Origin of the sequence: Pseudomonas sp. Irchel s3f10, assembly GCF_900187515.1 — a bacterium.
Classification (GTDB): Bacteria; Pseudomonadota; Gammaproteobacteria; order Pseudomonadales; family Pseudomonadaceae; genus Aquipseudomonas; species Aquipseudomonas tensinigenes.
This window is the reverse complement of record NZ_FYDZ01000008.1, coordinates 103975-120256: the sequence shown is the minus strand read 5'-3', so window position 1 is coordinate 120256 and position 16282 is coordinate 103975. Positions and strand designations below refer to the sequence as shown.

The window sequence follows — 16282 nt, the reverse complement described above, 5'->3', positions numbered from 1 at the left end:
ACCCGTGTTTCAGCGTGGCAAGGATTCCGTTGAGTGAGGACGCGGATCCAGCACCGTCGATGCCCACATCAACTCGATACGATTGTTCGGCAGAAAATAGACATGCAACGTGTCATCGCCACGGTTGCGTGAAGGCAAGTGCACTTGCACTTCGTGTCTTTCGATCTTCATTCCCAGATCCTCTTGAGCTTTAGACATGCTCAGAACCCACGCAACCTTAGCGGTGTTGCCATCGATGCTCCAACAGCAGGTCACGCCTCCGTTACCGCCCCAGTGATCATTTACCCAATAGCTGCCGATGGGACGATCAGTGTAGTTGTGGGATGTAAGGGCAGCCCCGGGCGTACGAACACGGTCATGAATTAGAGATGTCACAAAAGCGGCCAGCAGCACTGAAGCGCAGATCAATATCTTCGAGCGACTGGACATGGGCGTCTGACTCAATCGCATATTCTTACTGCGCCTCACTGTTTTCCGAAACAGCTTTGGTTGGTCGGGGTTCAAATGGGCTAAACAAGTCAGGACTCCATCCGAGCCGTACTTTATTACCCGGATCAAAGCGCACATGCAGGTACTGATCGTGTGGGCCACGCTGGGGAAGCGAAAGCTGAACTTCATGGCGCTCTTCTACCGCGCCCTGTATTTGCTGCTGTTTGGTCATGTCCAATATCCAGGTGACTTTGACTGTGTCTCCCTCAAATTTGGAGCAGCACATTATTCCACCGCCACCTTTGGCAAAAAGGTTCCCACCCCAAAATCCATTGACCCAGAAACTGAAAATCGGTCGCTCCATGTGGTTTTCCGAAGTCATCATTGCACCTGGCGTGCGGAACAGTGCAAGGATTTTGGGGGTGGCGTAGCTAAGCAGCAATACCAGTACAGCTAGGGCTATTCGCCTTCTTCGCCATGTTCGTTTTCGACGTGCGTCCGCAGCAATATCTATCAAATGACTAAAATTCCAAGGTAATAGGTTACATTCCGGCTTATGCCTGGAGAGGACTTTACCGATCGCGAACCGATGAGTCACACTTCAAATTTTCCTGGATTAGAATCAAGAGGGTTGCTTTAACTTGGATATAGTAAGCTTATGAGGAGGCTGCACATGCCGCTACCAAGCTGAGGATCTCCAACATTTAATCAAACAGCGAGACCACGCTCTCGTTCCAAATCAATCAATCTTGTCGTTGGACCATCCGCTTCCAGTCGTTCAGTCACGACAGTGGGCCAACGGTTACGCGAACGACGCTTTGCTCTTTCATAAACAAAGTCTTGAATCTTGTTTGATGGATAGAAGACTATATTGTTTAGTAGCATTAAAAGATCAGTGCCAGTTAAGTAATTGCTTCCATCTCCAGTTTCTTTTTTTTCACGAATGATTTTTCTCCATGCACCTAAGTATTCAGATTGTTTTAAGTTTAGGTCAAACTGGCTTTTTACAAAGTCATCCGATTCGCTATGAGCTCCAGTGTGGTCGAACCATGGGCCGTTGTTCATATAAGAGCGAATGTATTCCCAAAATCCTTTCTGCATTTCTAAAGACTTTCCCGCCGGCGTACCAATGCTCACCATAATTTCGTTTTCAGGTTCTCCCAGGCGCTTCATTAATACTTCAAGCGAGGCGTTTCGGATGCTCCCAGAATAAAGGCCAGCCATGTCGAACTCACAAGCTACAGCCTCTATTCCCTTCCAAGGAGTATGATAGAGCTCTCCTTCGTTGTCGAAATAGACTTCCTGTGTTCGTCGATTGAAAATTATGGAAAGTGGTAAAGCGCGTCTTGTTTCGATGATGATTGGAACAATGAACAACGGTATCCCGAAAAGTAACATCCAGCCCACTCCGTCCCACTTGCCCAGTAAAGCCATCCAAACGCCAATGATGAGTGCGATTAGAGCTGGAACTCCCCCGAGAAGCCCACTAAGCAAGCCACGGTTTCGATCACTGCCAATTTTTAGTGAAAGATAGTGTTCTGTGTGTTCATCAGTTATAAAAAGCTCAAGAGGGTGCTCTCCCGTAGACTCGTCGTCACTAAGAACTGCGGTAGGAGCATCACCATATTTCGCCATGATTTTTTCATTGCCGTTCTTAAAGCCATGCCATTTCCTTGACTTCGATGGGCGGTAGTGCGTGCCTTCAAGTAAGGAGTAGTAAGCTATTACCTTTCGGTTTCGTGATCATAAGTCAAACAGAAAAACCGCGCTCGCGTTCTAAGTCTATGAGTCTAAGTGTGGGGCCGTCTTGATGTAAGCGTTCTGTAACTATTTCTGGCCATAAGTTTCGTGTTTTTCTCTGTACATAATTGTATGTGAAGTCTTGTATAGCATTGGTTGGAAAAAAAATTAAATGTCCAATAAACATAAAAGCGTCAGGTGCAGTTAAGTAGTTAGAGTGTCCGGATTTGACTTTTTTATCTGTGATCGTTTTTTTCCAGTATCCCAAAAAGTCTGACGGTCTAATATTGCTCGAAAGCGTTTTCTTTATGAATTCATCGGATTCTGCGTGGTTGCCATTTTCATCAAACCATGGCCCATTATTCATGTAGCTGCGAATGTATTCCCAAAACCCTTTTTGCATATCAAGTGTCTTGCCCATTGGGGAGCCCAAACTAACCATAAGAGCATTTTCAGGGTCGCCTAGACGTTTTACTAGTATTTCGAGAGAAGCGTTATTTATACCGCCCGTATAAATGCTTGTCATTTGAAATTCACACGCGATAGCTTGAATGTTGTCCCATGGCGTATGATACAAATCACCATTTTGATCAAAATAAACTTCTTTTGTTCTGCGATTAAATAATACAGGTAAAGGCAGTGGTTTTCGCGTTTCAAAATAAAACGGAATAAGGAACATGGCCGCGGCAAGGAAAATACAAAGGCCTACAAGATCCCAACGGCCTTTTATGATCATCATAAATGCCAATGCAATACTTGCGAGAGATCCTACGCCTGCCGCTATACCTGTTATACCTCCTCTATCTGCATCTCCTGCCATCTGTAACGTTAAGTAATTCTCTGTATGTTCATCGGTGATAAATAGTTCGCATGGAGGTTGTCCGGTGCTCTCGCTGGCTTTCAATACGACGTTCGACGTGTTGCCGTACTTCGACGCTGCTTGGGCGATAAGGTTTTTTAGATCCATGCTATTTCCTTGATATCAATAGGGGGGAGGTTCAAACCCTCTAGAGGTGAATAAGTCAGTTTTCCGGATATGCTATTCAATGCCCGACCTTCGCGATCTACGTGATATACGCGTCTATAGACTGCCGTTTCGGATTCTTTTGAAATTCGCGTGCCCGAGTGGACGTCAAAATCACTACTCGTCCAGATAACTTTTTCACGCTTTCCACCAAGACCAAATATTCCGCCCCAAATCTCCTCTCCCTCAAATTTAACCATATTGGGCGTGAGTTTTTCTTTGCCTGGTAATTTCAGTAGGAGATATGTGCTCTCAATCACGCCCTTGTATGGGTTCATTTCATTTAAACGATAAGCATCAAAACTAATTGGGAAAACAATTTTATAAAATTCATTCATTGTTTTTTTATAGTCCCCGGACCAGTCAGCGGGGCTAATTCCAAATTTAGTTCCCTTTATCCATTTTTCCAAGGGAGTGTCTTGTGTGTATAGTCTTGCGACAATGCCGCCGACAATTAATATGCTGAGCCCTAATGCTTTAAAGCCGATATGAGGGACCTGTGTCACGCCTCGTCCAATCGCGGCAGCGTCTCCAGCAATAACTGCCGCCCGAGCGGCACGTACTGCACGGAATGTTTTTACATAAAGAGAGATATTTGCTGACGAGGCAGCAGTTAGTCCTGCATTGACGCTTGCAGTGTCATAATCACCCGCCTGATATGCCTCAAAAGTGTCTAATCCATATGCGAGTACGTCCACGGCCGCCGTAAGAGTCTGTAGTCCTGCGGCTTTCCAGCCAAAACCTAATGCGTCAGCCAGTGCGACACGTGCTACAGAAGATTCTTTGCCTGATGCGGTTAGTGCTGCCTCCCAGTTAGTTTCCGCGACTTTTTGCCAAATCGCGGCAGACGCGGCCGCCATACCAAAAGCTCCACCTATAGAGCTGAGAATTGTTTTCGCAGAAGGTGTATTCCAAGCATCATTAGCAGCTGATCTGAGATTTAGTGCTGCAAAAATTGCAACGAGGCATTTGATTGGCGCTTTATCTAGTGAGGCTTTGCTTAGGCTTAATAGGTTTGTTAAGTTTGTTTCACTTTTAACTATGTTGGAAACAGAAGGAAGCTTGACTTTTGATGCGTCAGTGCTAGCAGTTGGCGCTAAAGAGTAAAATGGAAGTCTATCTTCTAATGCCATTGAAGAGGAGGATACACTTTTATCTAGGGAGTGGGAGGGCGTTGTTTCGAGTAGGTCGCTAATCCACTTCCCGATTTGTCTTGAATTAACCTGTTCGATATTTAATTTTTGTTGGCTGCGGCCAAGTGCAGCGCTCAAATAAATTTTTGATATTTTTTGTTCTGCTGGCGCAGGGTTTTGTAAGTTTGAACCTAGTATTGGTGAAAGTGCTAGTAGTAAAGCTTCTTGTGACTTTGCAGGGTTGTGCGTTGTTAAGTTTTTTGCGGCGTTATTGATTGCGGCTGCAAGAGCTATCGCTTTGCTTGTTTTTACTGAAGCGCTGGCAAGGCCAGGTATATTATCTCTAGCTGCATCTGCGAGATCTACGATAGATTTAATTTCCGCAATTGTTAAGCGCTGACTCAGTCCCAGTAACGCCCACAGCAACCAAGGCTTCCCTGCCCCTTGTTTATCAGGATCAAGCGCTTCACTCAATGCTTTTGCGCTAAGACTGCAACTAGAGGGGCCAAGGCATGCAGAAGCGAAATTTATCTCAAGAGTTGTTCGCGAGTCTGGAGTGGTGATGTCGAAGTGACCAGCTGCCGTGTCTAAGGTCGAGGGGCCTTTCGCCTCAAATGTTTTTAACCAGTCATTCCATAAAATAGAAAGACGGCGGCGATCATCATTGTAACGAACCTCTTCAGTATCCAGCTCTTCCCAGGCTGTTTTTAGTTCTTTGTAGCGTGTGATTGAGGGGAGTTGCTCTTTGATCTTGGCATCATTATCAGCAAGAGACTTTAGTGCTCCCGCCATAGCCCAGTCTTCTGAACGTTTTTTACGACGTTGGTCAAAGGCGTCATGCTGAGAACGCAACATAGCAGCCAAGTCAATCCAAACCCCCCATGGATCATCAGCAATAACATAAGCTTGCTGCTCGCACCGCTTCATGTCATCCAACATTGATGACCAATTAGGTTTGTTTTTGGTTTCCGGCACGCAACTCCATTTGAAGCCAATAGGCTCCATATAATCGCCGATGCGCTCATGGATGCTGGCTGCCTTGCCGCTAGCGGGTGCGGCACCGGGAGTGAAGTTTCGCATGACTCTCGTGCGGACTTTGGCTTGATCTTTCGCTGCGGAGAATTGTTTGTCGCTCCACTTGGCGGGAGACCACGAGATCATCGCGGGTGTCCCTGCGGGCAACATCAAGTAAGGTTTGGAGGATGCGTCGAGTACTTTGCCGCCGCGAGAAGTCTCCTTCAGCATCGCTGCTTCAACACTAAACTCAATCATCTTTTCAGGAGATGATTGCCAAACGTACAACCAACCATTACGTAGTAATCGCGCTGTGTAGTTCAGTGCCTTATCGCGGGTGGAATCGTTGTCATCTCCCAACTCTGGAAACGTTCCATTTACAGGTGGCAAGTCGAACGCGCTGACATCAATGGCGTGAGAAGGTCCAATAGCATAACGCAACGGTACGACCGCGGTAATCAACGGACACGCAGCGGGTTTGATAGTCGGTTTGTCAGTCATTACACCGCCTCCTGCGGAGTGTCTGTATCTGTTGCCAGCGCTTGTAACAAAGGCCAGTCGAGCACAATCTGCGCATCAATGCCGGTATCAGCTGGAGCGCTATCTAGATCAGGGAAGTTGTTGGTCCATGCGAGCTGCACTTTTCCTTCATGACGTAACCAGACGCTTTCAACTCCGAACCAAAAACCAGCCGGCCAGCTTGCTCCTGATAGCCATGCCTGACGCAGTGGTAGACCGTCGGCCAGCCGTAACCAATATTCTTGGCGGTCAGGAGAGTAGATCCGGGTGCGGCGCTGAAGGAGCTTAAAAATTTCAACCATTGGCTTCTGAGTTTGTAGCCATACAGCGTCATTTAAGTTTGCATCGCCTTGCAACCAGTCGTTCCGAGCTGTGCTGTCGCTAAGAGCGTCGAGCAAGATGGGGCCTGCTTCAGCTATCGGGGCGTAAGGAGTGGCTTGCAGTAGTGGCATGAAGCGATGGCCAGGATAATTTTTAGGCAACCATTTCAACGCGTCATCAAACCTTGCGCCATCTATCAAAAGGAATCCTTGAGAATTCGGAAGCGTGGTCATTGCTTCGCTCCTTTGGCTGCTTTAGCTGCCTCACAAACTTCGCATACCCCGGATCGGGTGCGGCGGAACAAGATATTTTGTTTTATCAATGCCAGAAGCGGTAACCCGGGTTTGTCTGCATCAGCTATTTTTAGTATCCCCGGCAGTAACGGCGCAGCAGGCGTTCCAACCCCTGGCGCACCACCGGTATTGATCTTCACTTCAGCGCCACTGATGGTCACGCCTCCAGCATCGACCTTCACAAAACTCCCACCAGCCTTGGCCGTGAGTTCCATGCCACCCTCAACCACCACTTTCTCACCAGCGTGATAGTGAATCTCCGTCCCAGCCTCGACAAACTGCGCAGTCCCCACCTTCAGATGCTGCGTCACACCGACGGTCAGGTGATCATCCGCCCGCATCTCGCTAATCCGATCCAGATGCGTAATCCGATGCTCTTCAACCTTGAACTCGCTCAGCGTATTGGCTTCAACGGTGTCGTGCCGTTCGTTGCCGACGCGAATCTTCTGGTCGTGCTCGATGTTTTCGTCCCAGTCGCGTTGGGCGTGGATGTAGATCTGCTCGGCGCCTTTTTTGTCTTCAATGCGGAATTCGTTGTAGCCCTTGCCACCCGGTGAACTCAGGGTTTTGAAGGTGCTGCGGGTTTTGTTTGCCGGCAGGTCGTAGGGGACGACGTTTTCCTTGTGGTACAGGCAACCGGTGACCAGCGGCTGGTCGGGATCGCCTTCGAGGAAGGTGACGAGGACTTCCATGCCGATGCGCGGGATGGCGATGCCGCCGTACGCTGCGCCGGCCCAGCCGCTGGCGACGCGCATCCAGCAGGTGGTTTTGTCGTTGGACTGACCGTCGCGGTCCCAGTGGAATTGCACTTTGATGCGGCCGTACTGGTCGCAGTGGATTTCTTCGCCCGCCGGGCCGGTGACGACGGCGGTCTGGCTGCCGAGGACTTTTGGTTTCGGGTGTTCAAGGGCAGGGCGGTAGTGCGCGTCCCACGGGGTGGCGAGGAAGCTGTTGCGGTAGCCCTGGTGGAAATCGCTTTTGTTGTCGGTGACGTCGCTGGTGACGTTTTCGCCGAGCACTTGCGGCTGTTTCCCTTCGTGGAAGACTTCCAGCAGCAGCCACAGGTCATTCCATTCGGCGCGCGGGTGTTCGGCCAGCGTGAGGAAATGGCCGCTGGTGAGGGTTGGTTCATCACCTTTGCCTTCGGCGAGTTTGTAGTCGCTGCGATGGCGTTCGAGGGCGCGGGTGGAGAGGAACTTGCCGCGCTCGCGGGTGGTGAAGCGGCCGGGGTAGTCGTAGTCCTCGAGGTCCGGGGCGAACTCGGTTTTGACCGCGCCTTCGGGGAGGATCTTTGGTTTCTCAAAGTCGTAATCGCGGCGGCTGACGCGGGTGGTGCGGGTTTCCAGGCGCAGGTTGAAGCGTTTGATCACCGGTTTGTCAGCGGCCATGCCGGAGTCTTGCTGGTAGCTCACTGGTTTCAGTTTGCGGAACACGGTCTGGTCGTCGCCGAACACCAGTTTGTGGCCGCTGCTGCTGTGCTGGAAGTGGAAGTGAATGCCTTCCTCTTCGCACAAACGCTGGATGAAGTGCAGGTCGGATTCGTCGTACTGCACGCAGTAGTCGCGCTGCGGGTACTCGGCGCCGAGCTGGAAGCTGTAGGCGTCGGCGAGGATGCCGCGATCTTCAAGGACCTGAGCGATGATCTTCGGTACGGTCAGTTGCTGGAAAATCTGCTGATCGTGGTTGTGCCGCAGGTAGGCCAGTTGTGGCACCAGGCTGAGGCTGTAACGGGTCAGAGTCTTGCCGGAGTCGCCTTGCTCGATGCGGTAGACCAGACCGTGGATCTTGCCTTCGCCGGTCGGGCCGAAAGTCAGGACGCCGGGCTTGTGCAGCAGCTCTTCGAGTTTGAGGTCGGGGCGGGCGCTGACGAGTTCGAGGTCGAAACGGAACGGTTCGTTGAGGGCTTCGCGACCGGTGAAGCTGAGGACTTGCAGGTCGGCGTTGGCGCCTTCAAGCGTGAGGGTGATGTGGGTTGCGTTGGCGTCCAGCATGCCTTGAATTCCGTCCGTTGAATAAGCAGGTGACGGATGATGGAGGATTAAGCGGCCTCGTTCAAGGCACAAAAGCCGTAGGTCTGGCAGGTTTGCGGTATAGGGAAAACCCTTAGGTGAGGTGTTTCGCCCAATGAAACCGGGCGTTTGCTGCGAATTGGCGTTGATTGCCGGCAACTTTTCCCACGACCCTGGGTTGAAGAATCCGCAGTCAGATTCAGACTAAAGTCGCCTGTAGCACGTCAAAGCCATCTGCCATCATTGCCGCTCACCCCTGCGTGTTCACTTTCTCCTGGTTCAATTCGACCCGGGACGGGAGCTATTTTTCTGGCTTGTTGCGCGCTTGCGCAAACGCTGCATTGTTGGAGTTTTTCATGCGTCCCCCATTTCCCCTCATCACCCCGCGCCAGTCGTTTGGCTTCGGAGCCTTTGTGCTGTGCGCAGGTTTTACCGCACAGGTTCAGGCCAGCGGCTTCTTTGAAGACACCACGGCGAAAATCGAATCGCGCACGGTGTACTTCAACCGCGATTTCCGTGATGGGAGCACCTCGAACGCTCAGGGCGCCTCCAAGCGTGAAGAGTCGGCACAGGGCTTTATTCTCAACCTGCAATCGGGCTACACCGAAGGCACCGTGGGTTTTGGTATCGATGCGCTGGGCATGCTCGGCTTTCAACTCGATTCCAGCCCGGACCGCAGCAACAGCGGCTTGCTGCCTTCCAGCGGCAACGATCCGCGCGGCTCGAAAGGCCAGTACGCGAAAATGGGCCTGACCGCCAAAGTGAAGGTTTCGGACACGGTGCTGAAGTACGGTGCGCTGCTGCCGGATCTGCCGCTGCTGAAATACAACGACGGTCGTTTGCTGCCGACCATGTTCAATGGCGCGATGCTCACTTCTAAAGAGGTGAAAGGCCTGACCTTCATGGCCGCGCGTCTGGATAAGTACACCGCGCGTGATTCCACTGATTCGCAAGACATCCGCGTGCACTGCAAGAACAAGCGCTACGCCTGCAACACCACCGCCGACCATTTCGACATGTACGGCTTCGACTACAAGATCAATGATCGCCTGACTGCGCAGTATCACTACGCCGAACTTGAAGACATTTATCGTCAGCACTTTGTCGGGCTGTTGGGTAATCAACCGTTAGCTGGCGGTGTATTTAAAGCGGATCTGCGCGTGCTGAAAAGTGCCGACAGCGGTGATGCCAAGGCCGGTTCCATCGATAACCGTGCGTTGAGCGGCATGTTGTCCTATGCACACAGCGGCCACACGTTCAGTGCCGGTTGGCAGCGCATGAACGGCGACAACTCGATGCCGTATCTCGATGGTAGCAATCCGTATCTGGTCAACTACGTGCAGGTCAACGACTTCGCCGCCGCGCAGGAACGCTCGTGGCAGTTGCGTTATGACTATGACTTCAAGGCCATTGGCATTAATGGTTTGAGCTTCCTGACTCGTTATGTGAACGGTGACCACATCAAGGTGTTGGGCAGTGATCAGGAAGGGAAAGAGTGGGAACGCGACAGCGAGTTGAAGTATGTGATTCAGACGGGCACGTTCAAGGATGTGAGTTTGCGTTTGAGGAATGCGACTTACCGGACCAACTATGAGAAGTTTGCCCGGGATGTGGATGAGACACGGTTGATTGTGAGTTATAGCTTTTCGGTGTTGTAGGTCTTGGATGTGTAGTGCTTGATCGGGCGCTATCGCGAGCAGGCTCACTCCTACAGGGGATCTTCAGTGGACGCGGATATCGTGTTCGACATTGATCCATTGTAGGAGTGAGCCTGCTCGCGATGAGGCCCTTGAAGTCACCGTTACAACCAATGCCAGAACCGGCTCCAGAACCCCCGATTCAAATCCTCCTTGCACCCGGCATATTGCCGCGCATACACATCCGAACGATTTTGCACTTTGCGCGCCGTCGGCATCAGCCAGGCTTTGCTCGCGTAAGTCTTGTTGCGAAACCCGCCCCAGCCTTCGTGGTAGTTGAGGTACTGGTTATAGGCGTCGTACTTGTAGACGCCGTTGATCGAATAGGTCTTGTCCATGTACCAGCCGACAAAGTCGATGGCGTCGTCGAAGTCTTCGCGGTCGGCCCAGTTGCGGCCGGTGCTTTTCTGGTAGTCGGCCCACACTTCATCCTTGGCTTGCGCATAACCCGAGGCGGTCGAGACGCGGCCCCACGGGATCACCCAGAGCAGGTATTTGCGTGGGGTCTTGGCGTCGTAGCGGTAGCCGGATTCCTGATACATGATCGCGAAGGGCACCTGAATCGGTACGCCCCAGCGTTTTTGCGTGACTTGCGCAGCGTCGTACCAGTCGCTTTTTTCGCGGAAGATTTCGCAGATGTCTTCCGGCGAACGGGGCGGCGAGGTGCCGCACCCGCTCAGTAGCGTTGCCAGTGTCAGTAGTCCAAGCGTCTGCCTGTAATTCAAAAGCCGTTATCCCGTCGTGCGCAAAAAGGCCGACAGTCTACGCGTTCAACTCAATTGGTGACGATAGGGCAGATCCGGACCGGTCTTGCTGCAGGTCAGCGCGGCGGCTTTTACGGCGAACCTGAGCATGGCGTCGATCTGCTCGCGAGCGAGTTGCTGCACGCCTTCGACCGAGTCCAGACCGTGCTCGGTCAGCCAGGTGATCAACGCGGCCTGGAAGGTGTCGCCCGCGCCAACGGTGTCGGCGATTTTCACCGAGGCCGCCGGCACCGACCAGTTGCCATGCTGGCGGCTGAAAACACTGGCACCGTCGCCGCCACGGGTGAGGAAGACGATCTGGCAGCGATGTTCGAGCCAGCCTTCGATCACCCGTTGCGGGTCTTGTTCGGGATAGAGCAGGCTCAAGTCTTCATCGCTGACCTTGATCAGATCGGCCAGTGGCACCAGCGTCGCGATGCGCTCACGCCACAGGTCGATGTTCGGCTCGGGATTGAGGCGTACGTTCGGGTCAAGGCTGATCAGGCGTTTGCCGCTCTCGCGTTGTACCAGCGTCAGCAAGGTGTCACCGATCGGCTGCACCACCAGCGAGAACGAGCCAATGTGCAAGCCGCGCACCTCAGGACCCAACACCGGCAGATGCGCAAGACTTAGTTGCCGGTCCGCGCAGCCTTCACCGCGAAAGCTGTAGTGCGGCGAGCCATTGGCACCGACGGCGACCATGGCCAGCGTGGTCGGCGCGGCGAAATCCACCAGATAGTCCGGGCGCACACCTTCATCCCGCAGCACTTGCTGCAAGCGGCGGCCGAGGTAGTCGGTGGACAGTCCGCCAAACAAGGCTGAATCCACGCCTAACCGGCGCAAACCCACGGCGACGTTGAACGGCGAGCCGCCAGCAATCGCCTTGAAATTGACTTTCGAGGCCAGACCGCTGGCGTCGTCTTCACTGAAAAAATCGAACAGGGCTTCGCCACACACCAAATACATAATTGTTTGCTCTTTATAGGGTTGCGACATGCTGTTGATAGCGTTCATAGGCCTGCTGGAACGCCGCGACGTTGGCGGCAATCGGCAGGGTTTCACTGCTGGAGTCGAGTTTCACGCAGCGCTGACACAGGTCGGCGAGGGTGTTTTCGTGGCCGTTTGACCAGGATTTGCACCACGCCGCTTGAATCGCGGCGCCGAGGGCGGCGGCTTCGCTTTGTTCGGTGCAGATCACCGGGGTGTTCATGATGTCGGCGACGATCTGCCGCCACACCGCGCTTTTCGAACCGCCGCCGATCAGGCAAATGCTGCGGCTTTGTAAACCATTGTGGCGGAGCAAATCCAGTCCGTAACGTAGACCGAAGGTGGTGCCTTCGACGGCGGCGCGGCACAGATTGGCCTGGGTCAGGTTGTCCAGCGTCAAGCCGTGCAGGCTGCCGGTGGCGTGGGGCAGGGCGGGCACCCGTTCGCCGTTGAGGAACGGCAGCATGCTCATGCCGTCGGCGCCGATGGGAGCCTGGGCGACGAGGTCGTTGAACTGCTGCAGATCGAGGTCGAACAGCTCGCGAATCGCGCCGGTGGCGTTGGTCAGGTTCATGGTGCAGATCAGCGGCAACCACCCGCCGCTGGAAGAGCAGAAGGTCGCGACCGAGGCGTCCGGGCTGACTTTCGGTACCTCGGAATAGGCGTACACCGTGCCGGAAGAGCCGAGGCTCATGGTGATCGCGCCAGGCTGAATATTGCCGGTGCCGATGGCGCCCATCATGTTGTCGCCGCCGCCGCTGGAGACCAGCGCAGTGGGGTTGATGCCGAGGTGTTCGGCAATCGCCGGGAGGATGGTACCGACAGATTGATGTGCATCGATCAGCTCAGGCAGTGCGGCTTGCAGGCGCCCGCTGGCGTCGATGTCGCGCAGCAGTTGCAAGTCCCATTGGCGGCTGCGCACGTTGAAATAGCCGGTGCCGGAGGCGTCGCCGTATTCGCTGCAGGCGCGGCCGGTGAGCCAGAAGTTCAGGTAGTCGTGGGGCAGCAGGATGCGTGCGATGCGTGAGAACACCACGGGATGTTGTTCTTTGGTCCAGAGCAGTTTCGATACGGTGTAACCCGGCGCGATGACCACGCCAAGGCGTTCCAGCGAGCCTTTTTCACCGCCCAGATGAGTGAGCAGACGGTCGTTTTCGGCGCTGGTTTCGGTGTCGCACCAGAGTTTGGCCGGGCGCAGGACTTCACCTTGGTCGTCGAGCAGGACCAGACCGTGCTGCTGGCCGGAGACGCCGATGCCGAGGATCGACTGGCCGTCGACATTCGCCGCGAGCAATGCCTGGCGGGTGGCGAGGGTGAAGGCTTCCAGCCATTGCTGGGTGTCTTGCTCGCGACGGCCGTTGGCGCCGCTGATCATCGTGTGTGCGGCGGCGCCTTGGCCGAGGACTTGACCGCTGGCAGCGTCGAGGATGATGGCTTTGGTGCCTTGGGTGCCGCAGTCGATGCCGAGGAACAGTTGTTGTGTTGTCATGTGTGAACCACTCGGGGTGTGGTGAAGATCAAGAGCTTACCCCCTCACCCCAGCCCTCTCCCCCAAGGGGGCGAGGGGGAAGGGAGCCGATCGGGGGCTGTTCAAAACCAGAGTTCGACTCCGGATATCTCAATCAGGTGCTGTTCAAAACCTGAGTTCAACTCCGGACGTTCAGGTCGATGTAACTTGTACAAACCACTCGGTCAGTCCCCTCTCCCTGGGAGAAGGCTAGGGTGAGGGGCTTTTCAATCCAGAATCCGCTGCAAAGTCCGCGTCACACCCTCTTCACGCAAACTGTTGCAGCACCACTCAAACGCCGCCACAAACTCCGCCGAACGCGGAATCGCCGTGCCGAAAATCTCCTCGACCGCCAACAACCGCTGCGTAATTAAAGCATCGTCCGCGACCAACGCCTGACAAAACGCCGCGCGCGGATCCGGGATCGAATAGGTATCGCCATTCTCATCGACACCCTTCAAATACAACGCCCAAGCCGCCACCACCAACGCCGCGCGCTTGGTCTCCTGCCCATCAGCAATCAACCGGTTGATCGTCGGAATGGTGAACTTGGGAAACTTCGACGAGCCGTCCGAGCAGACCCGCTCCAACTGATCGGCAATCGCCTGATTGGAGAAGCGCGCCACCAGCGTGTTTTTGTAATCGGTCAGATCAATGCCCGGCACCGGCGCCAGTTGCGGGGTCACGTCCAGATCCATGTAGGCGCGCATGTAACGCACGAACAGCGGGTCGTTCATGGTTTCATGAACAAACCGATAACCCTTCAAAAAGCCCAGATAGGTCAGCGCCAGGTGGCTGCCGTTGAGCAGTTTGATTTTCATCTCTTCGTAGGGCGAAACATCGTCGGTGAACTGCACGCCAACCTTTTCCCAGGCCGGACGGCCGTTGACGAATTTGTCCTCCAGCACCCATTGCACAAACGGCTCGCAGACCACCGGCCAGGCATCGTCGACGCCGTGTTTGTCGGCCAGTTGCAGGCGATGCGCGGTGCTGGTCATTGGGGTGATGCGGTCGACCATGGCGTTGGGGAAACTGACGTTGGCGTCGATCCAGCTGCACAGATTGCTGTTGCGCAGTGTGGCGAATGCCAGCAGCGCCTTGCGTGTCACGGCGCCGTTGTGCGGCAGGTTATCGCACGACATCACGGTAAATGCCGGAATGCCCGCCGCGCGGCGTTTTTCCAGGGCTGCACACAAGAAGCCGAACACGGTTTTCGGCGCATCGGGGTTAGCCAGATCGTGTTGAATTTGCGGAAGGTGCGCCATGAATTCGCCGTTGCTGTCGTCGATGCAATAACCGCCCTCGGTGATGGTCAGCGAGACGATGCGGATCTGCGGATCGGCGAGTTTGTCGATCAACGCCTGAGCGCCGTCCTCGGCCAGCAGCATGTCGCGAATCGCGCCGATCACGCGCACTTCGGTGTCGTCGCTGTCACCGAGTTCGAACAGGGTGAACAGGTAATCCTGCTCCTTGAGATCATCGCGAGCGCGGCGGTCTTCGGCGCGCAGGCCGACGCCGCAAATCGCCCAGTCGAGGGCTTCGCCGGTGTTCATCAAGGCGTCGGTGTAATACGCCTGGTGCGCGCGGTGAAAGCCGCCGACGCCGATGTGGGCAATGCCGTGGCGGGTATCGCTGAGGCTGTAGGCCGGCAGTTGTACTTCGCTGGCCAGACGATGGAGATTCTGTTGGTTGAGTTTCATCGGGAATTCTCGAAGTCAGGCCGCAGCGCGCAGCGGACGGGTCAACGCCAAACCTTCGGCATCGAATAAATGGCAGTGCGCCGGGTCGAGGTGCAGGCTCAGTTGTTCGCCGTAACGGCTGGCCAGATCACCGCGCACGCGCATGGTCAGGGCTTCGCCGGCGTTGGTGGTGACGTGGCAGAAAGTGTCGCTGCCCAGGCGTTCGCTGACGTCAGCGGTGACTTGCAGCGTGCAGTCGCCCGCTTGCGCCAGCTCCAGATGTTCCGGGCGAATGCCCAAAGTCACGGCGCTGCCGACACTCAGATTGACGGCGTTGAACGGCAGGGTGATGCGCGTACCAGCGTCCAGCGAGACCTCGCAGCTCTGGCCATCGACGCGGGCAATCTTGCCTTTGAGGAAGCCCATTTTCGGCGTGCCGAGGAACCCCGCGACGAAGAGGTTCGCCGGGTTGTGATAGAGGTCCAGTGGCGAGCCGACCTGTTCGATCTTGCCGCCATTGAGCACCACGACTTTGTCGGCCATGGTCATCGCTTCGACCTGATCGTGGGTGACGTAGATCATCGTCGCTTGCAGGTCCTTGTGCAGGCGCAGCAACTCCAGGCGCATCTGTACGCGCAGCGCGGCGTCGAGGTTGGACAGCGGTTCGTCGAAGAGGAAGATTTTCGGATTGCGCACGATCGCGCGGCCAATCGCAACGCGTTGACGCTGGCCACCGGAGAGTTGTTTTGGCTTGCGTTCAAGCATCGGCCCGAGTTCGAGAATGCGCGCCGCTTCGCCGATCTTCTTCTCGACTTCGGCTTTCGGTACGCCGGCCAGATCAAGGGCGAACGACATGTTCTTTTTCACGGTCATGTGCGGGTACAGCGCGTAGGTCTGAAACACCATCGCCAGATCGCGTTTGGCCGGGCTGACTTCGGTGATGTCGCGGCCATCGAGTTCGATGGTGCCGTCGCTCACTTCCTCGAGGCCGGCGATCAGGCGCAGTAGGGTGGATTTGCCGCAGCCCGACGGGCCGACGAAGACCACGAATTCCTTGTCGTTCACTTCCAGGTCGATGCCCTTGATGATGGAGAAACCTTCGAAGCCTTTTTGCAGATTCTTGATTTTCAGGTTGGCCATGATGATGGGCCTCCGCAATTTATTATTCAGTTGAATCGAACGCGTTT

13 protein-coding genes are annotated in these 16282 nt (G+C 54.6%); 1 reads left to right on the top strand and 12 read right to left on the bottom strand.

The genetic code is table 11. The features are described 5' to 3' along the window. Positions 1-9: 9 nt before the first annotated feature. The 7 genes from CKW17_RS18260 to CKW17_RS18230 form a co-directional block, all read right to left on the bottom strand. Positions 10-429, bottom strand: coding sequence for a DUF3304 domain-containing protein (locus CKW17_RS18260; protein WP_256586257.1), 420 nt, complete (start codon positions 427-429; stop codon positions 10-12). 25 nt (positions 430-454) lie between these two features. Then, positions 455-793, bottom strand: coding sequence for a DUF3304 domain-containing protein (locus tag CKW17_RS18255; RefSeq protein ID WP_256586258.1), 339 nt, complete (start codon positions 791-793; stop codon positions 455-457). A 344-nt stretch (positions 794-1137) separates the two neighbouring features. Further along, a complete protein-coding gene (locus tag CKW17_RS30595) occupies positions 1138-2064 on the bottom strand; it encodes a hypothetical protein (protein ID WP_256586256.1) in 927 nt (308 codons plus the stop codon). 115 nt (positions 2065-2179) lie between these two features. Beyond that, complete coding sequence (locus CKW17_RS30400; protein WP_176470088.1) at positions 2180-3136, bottom strand: hypothetical protein; 957 nt, start codon at positions 3134-3136, stop codon at positions 2180-2182. Continuing rightward, positions 3127-5841, bottom strand: a complete 2715-nt coding sequence (locus CKW17_RS18240; RefSeq protein WP_256586255.1) for a toxin VasX — start codon at positions 5839-5841, stop codon at positions 3127-3129. The genes CKW17_RS30400 and CKW17_RS18240 overlap by 10 nt, the downstream gene beginning before the upstream one ends. After that, positions 5841-6413 carry a DUF4123 domain-containing protein gene (locus CKW17_RS18235; RefSeq protein ID WP_095120896.1) on the bottom strand — a complete coding sequence of 191 codons (573 nt, stop codon included), beginning with the start codon at positions 6411-6413 and terminating at the stop codon, positions 5841-5843. The genes CKW17_RS18240 and CKW17_RS18235 overlap by 1 nt, the downstream gene beginning before the upstream one ends. Next, positions 6410-8464, bottom strand: coding sequence for a type VI secretion system tip protein VgrG (locus CKW17_RS18230; RefSeq protein WP_095120895.1), 2055 nt, complete (start codon positions 8462-8464; stop codon positions 6410-6412). The genes CKW17_RS18235 and CKW17_RS18230 overlap by 4 nt, the downstream gene beginning before the upstream one ends. 374 nt (positions 8465-8838) lie before the next feature. On the opposite strand from CKW17_RS18230, the gene CKW17_RS18225 reads away from it, so the two are divergent. After that, entirely contained in the window at positions 8839-10140 is a 1302-nt protein-coding gene (locus tag CKW17_RS18225; RefSeq protein ID WP_095120894.1) for an OprD family porin, read from the top strand. A gap of 143 nt (positions 10141-10283) precedes the next feature. Here the strand turns inward: CKW17_RS18225 and CKW17_RS18220 are convergent, their stop codons facing one another. From CKW17_RS18220 to CKW17_RS18200, 5 genes are all read right to left on the bottom strand, one after another. Further along, positions 10284-10904, bottom strand: coding sequence for a hypothetical protein (locus tag CKW17_RS18220; protein ID WP_095120893.1), 621 nt, complete (start codon positions 10902-10904; stop codon positions 10284-10286). A gap of 45 nt (positions 10905-10949) precedes the next feature. Beyond that, complete coding sequence (locus CKW17_RS18215; RefSeq protein WP_095120892.1) at positions 10950-11888, bottom strand: carbohydrate kinase; 939 nt, start codon at positions 11886-11888, stop codon at positions 10950-10952. Positions 11889-11901: 13 nt separating this feature from the next. After that, positions 11902-13398, bottom strand: a complete 1497-nt coding sequence (gene xylB, locus CKW17_RS18210) for a xylulokinase (protein ID WP_095120891.1) — start codon at positions 13396-13398, stop codon at positions 11902-11904. Positions 13399-13643: 245 nt separating this feature from the next. Next, entirely contained in the window at positions 13644-15116 is a 1473-nt protein-coding gene (locus tag CKW17_RS18205) for a mannitol dehydrogenase family protein (RefSeq protein ID WP_095120890.1), read from the bottom strand. Between the two features lie 15 nt (positions 15117-15131). Beyond that, complete coding sequence (locus CKW17_RS18200; protein WP_095120889.1) at positions 15132-16235, bottom strand: ABC transporter ATP-binding protein; 1104 nt, start codon at positions 16233-16235, stop codon at positions 15132-15134. Positions 16236-16282 lie beyond the last annotated feature (47 nt).

Coding starts and splice junctions, on each gene's coding strand:
- CKW17_RS18260 (WP_256586257.1), bottom strand. CDS start 429: ATGTCCAGTCGCTCGAAGATATTGATCTGCGCTTCAGTGCTGCTGGCC.
- CKW17_RS18255 (WP_256586258.1), bottom strand. CDS start 793: ATGGAGCGACCGATTTTCAGTTTCTGGGTCAATGGATTTTGGGGTGGG.
- CKW17_RS30595 (WP_256586256.1), bottom strand. CDS start 2,064: ATGGCGAAATATGGTGATGCTCCTACCGCAGTTCTTAGTGACGACGAG.
- CKW17_RS30400 (WP_176470088.1), bottom strand. CDS start 3,136: ATGGATCTAAAAAACCTTATCGCCCAAGCAGCGTCGAAGTACGGCAAC.
- CKW17_RS18240 (WP_256586255.1), bottom strand. CDS start 5,841: ATGACTGACAAACCGACTATCAAACCCGCTGCGTGTCCGTTGATTACC.
- CKW17_RS18235 (WP_095120896.1), bottom strand. CDS start 6,413: ATGACCACGCTTCCGAATTCTCAAGGATTCCTTTTGATAGATGGCGCA.
- CKW17_RS18230 (WP_095120895.1), bottom strand. CDS start 8,464: ATGCTGGACGCCAACGCAACCCACATCACCCTCACGCTTGAAGGCGCC.
- CKW17_RS18225 (WP_095120894.1), top strand. CDS start 8,839: ATGCGTCCCCCATTTCCCCTCATCACCCCGCGCCAGTCGTTTGGCTTC.
- CKW17_RS18215 (WP_095120892.1), bottom strand. CDS start 11,888: ATGTATTTGGTGTGTGGCGAAGCCCTGTTCGATTTTTTCAGTGAAGAC.
- xylB (WP_095120891.1), bottom strand. CDS start 13,398: ATGACAACACAACAACTGTTCCTCGGCATCGACTGCGGCACCCAAGGC.
- CKW17_RS18205 (WP_095120890.1), bottom strand. CDS start 15,116: ATGAAACTCAACCAACAGAATCTCCATCGTCTGGCCAGCGAAGTACAA.
- CKW17_RS18200 (WP_095120889.1), bottom strand. CDS start 16,235: ATGGCCAACCTGAAAATCAAGAATCTGCAAAAAGGCTTCGAAGGTTTC.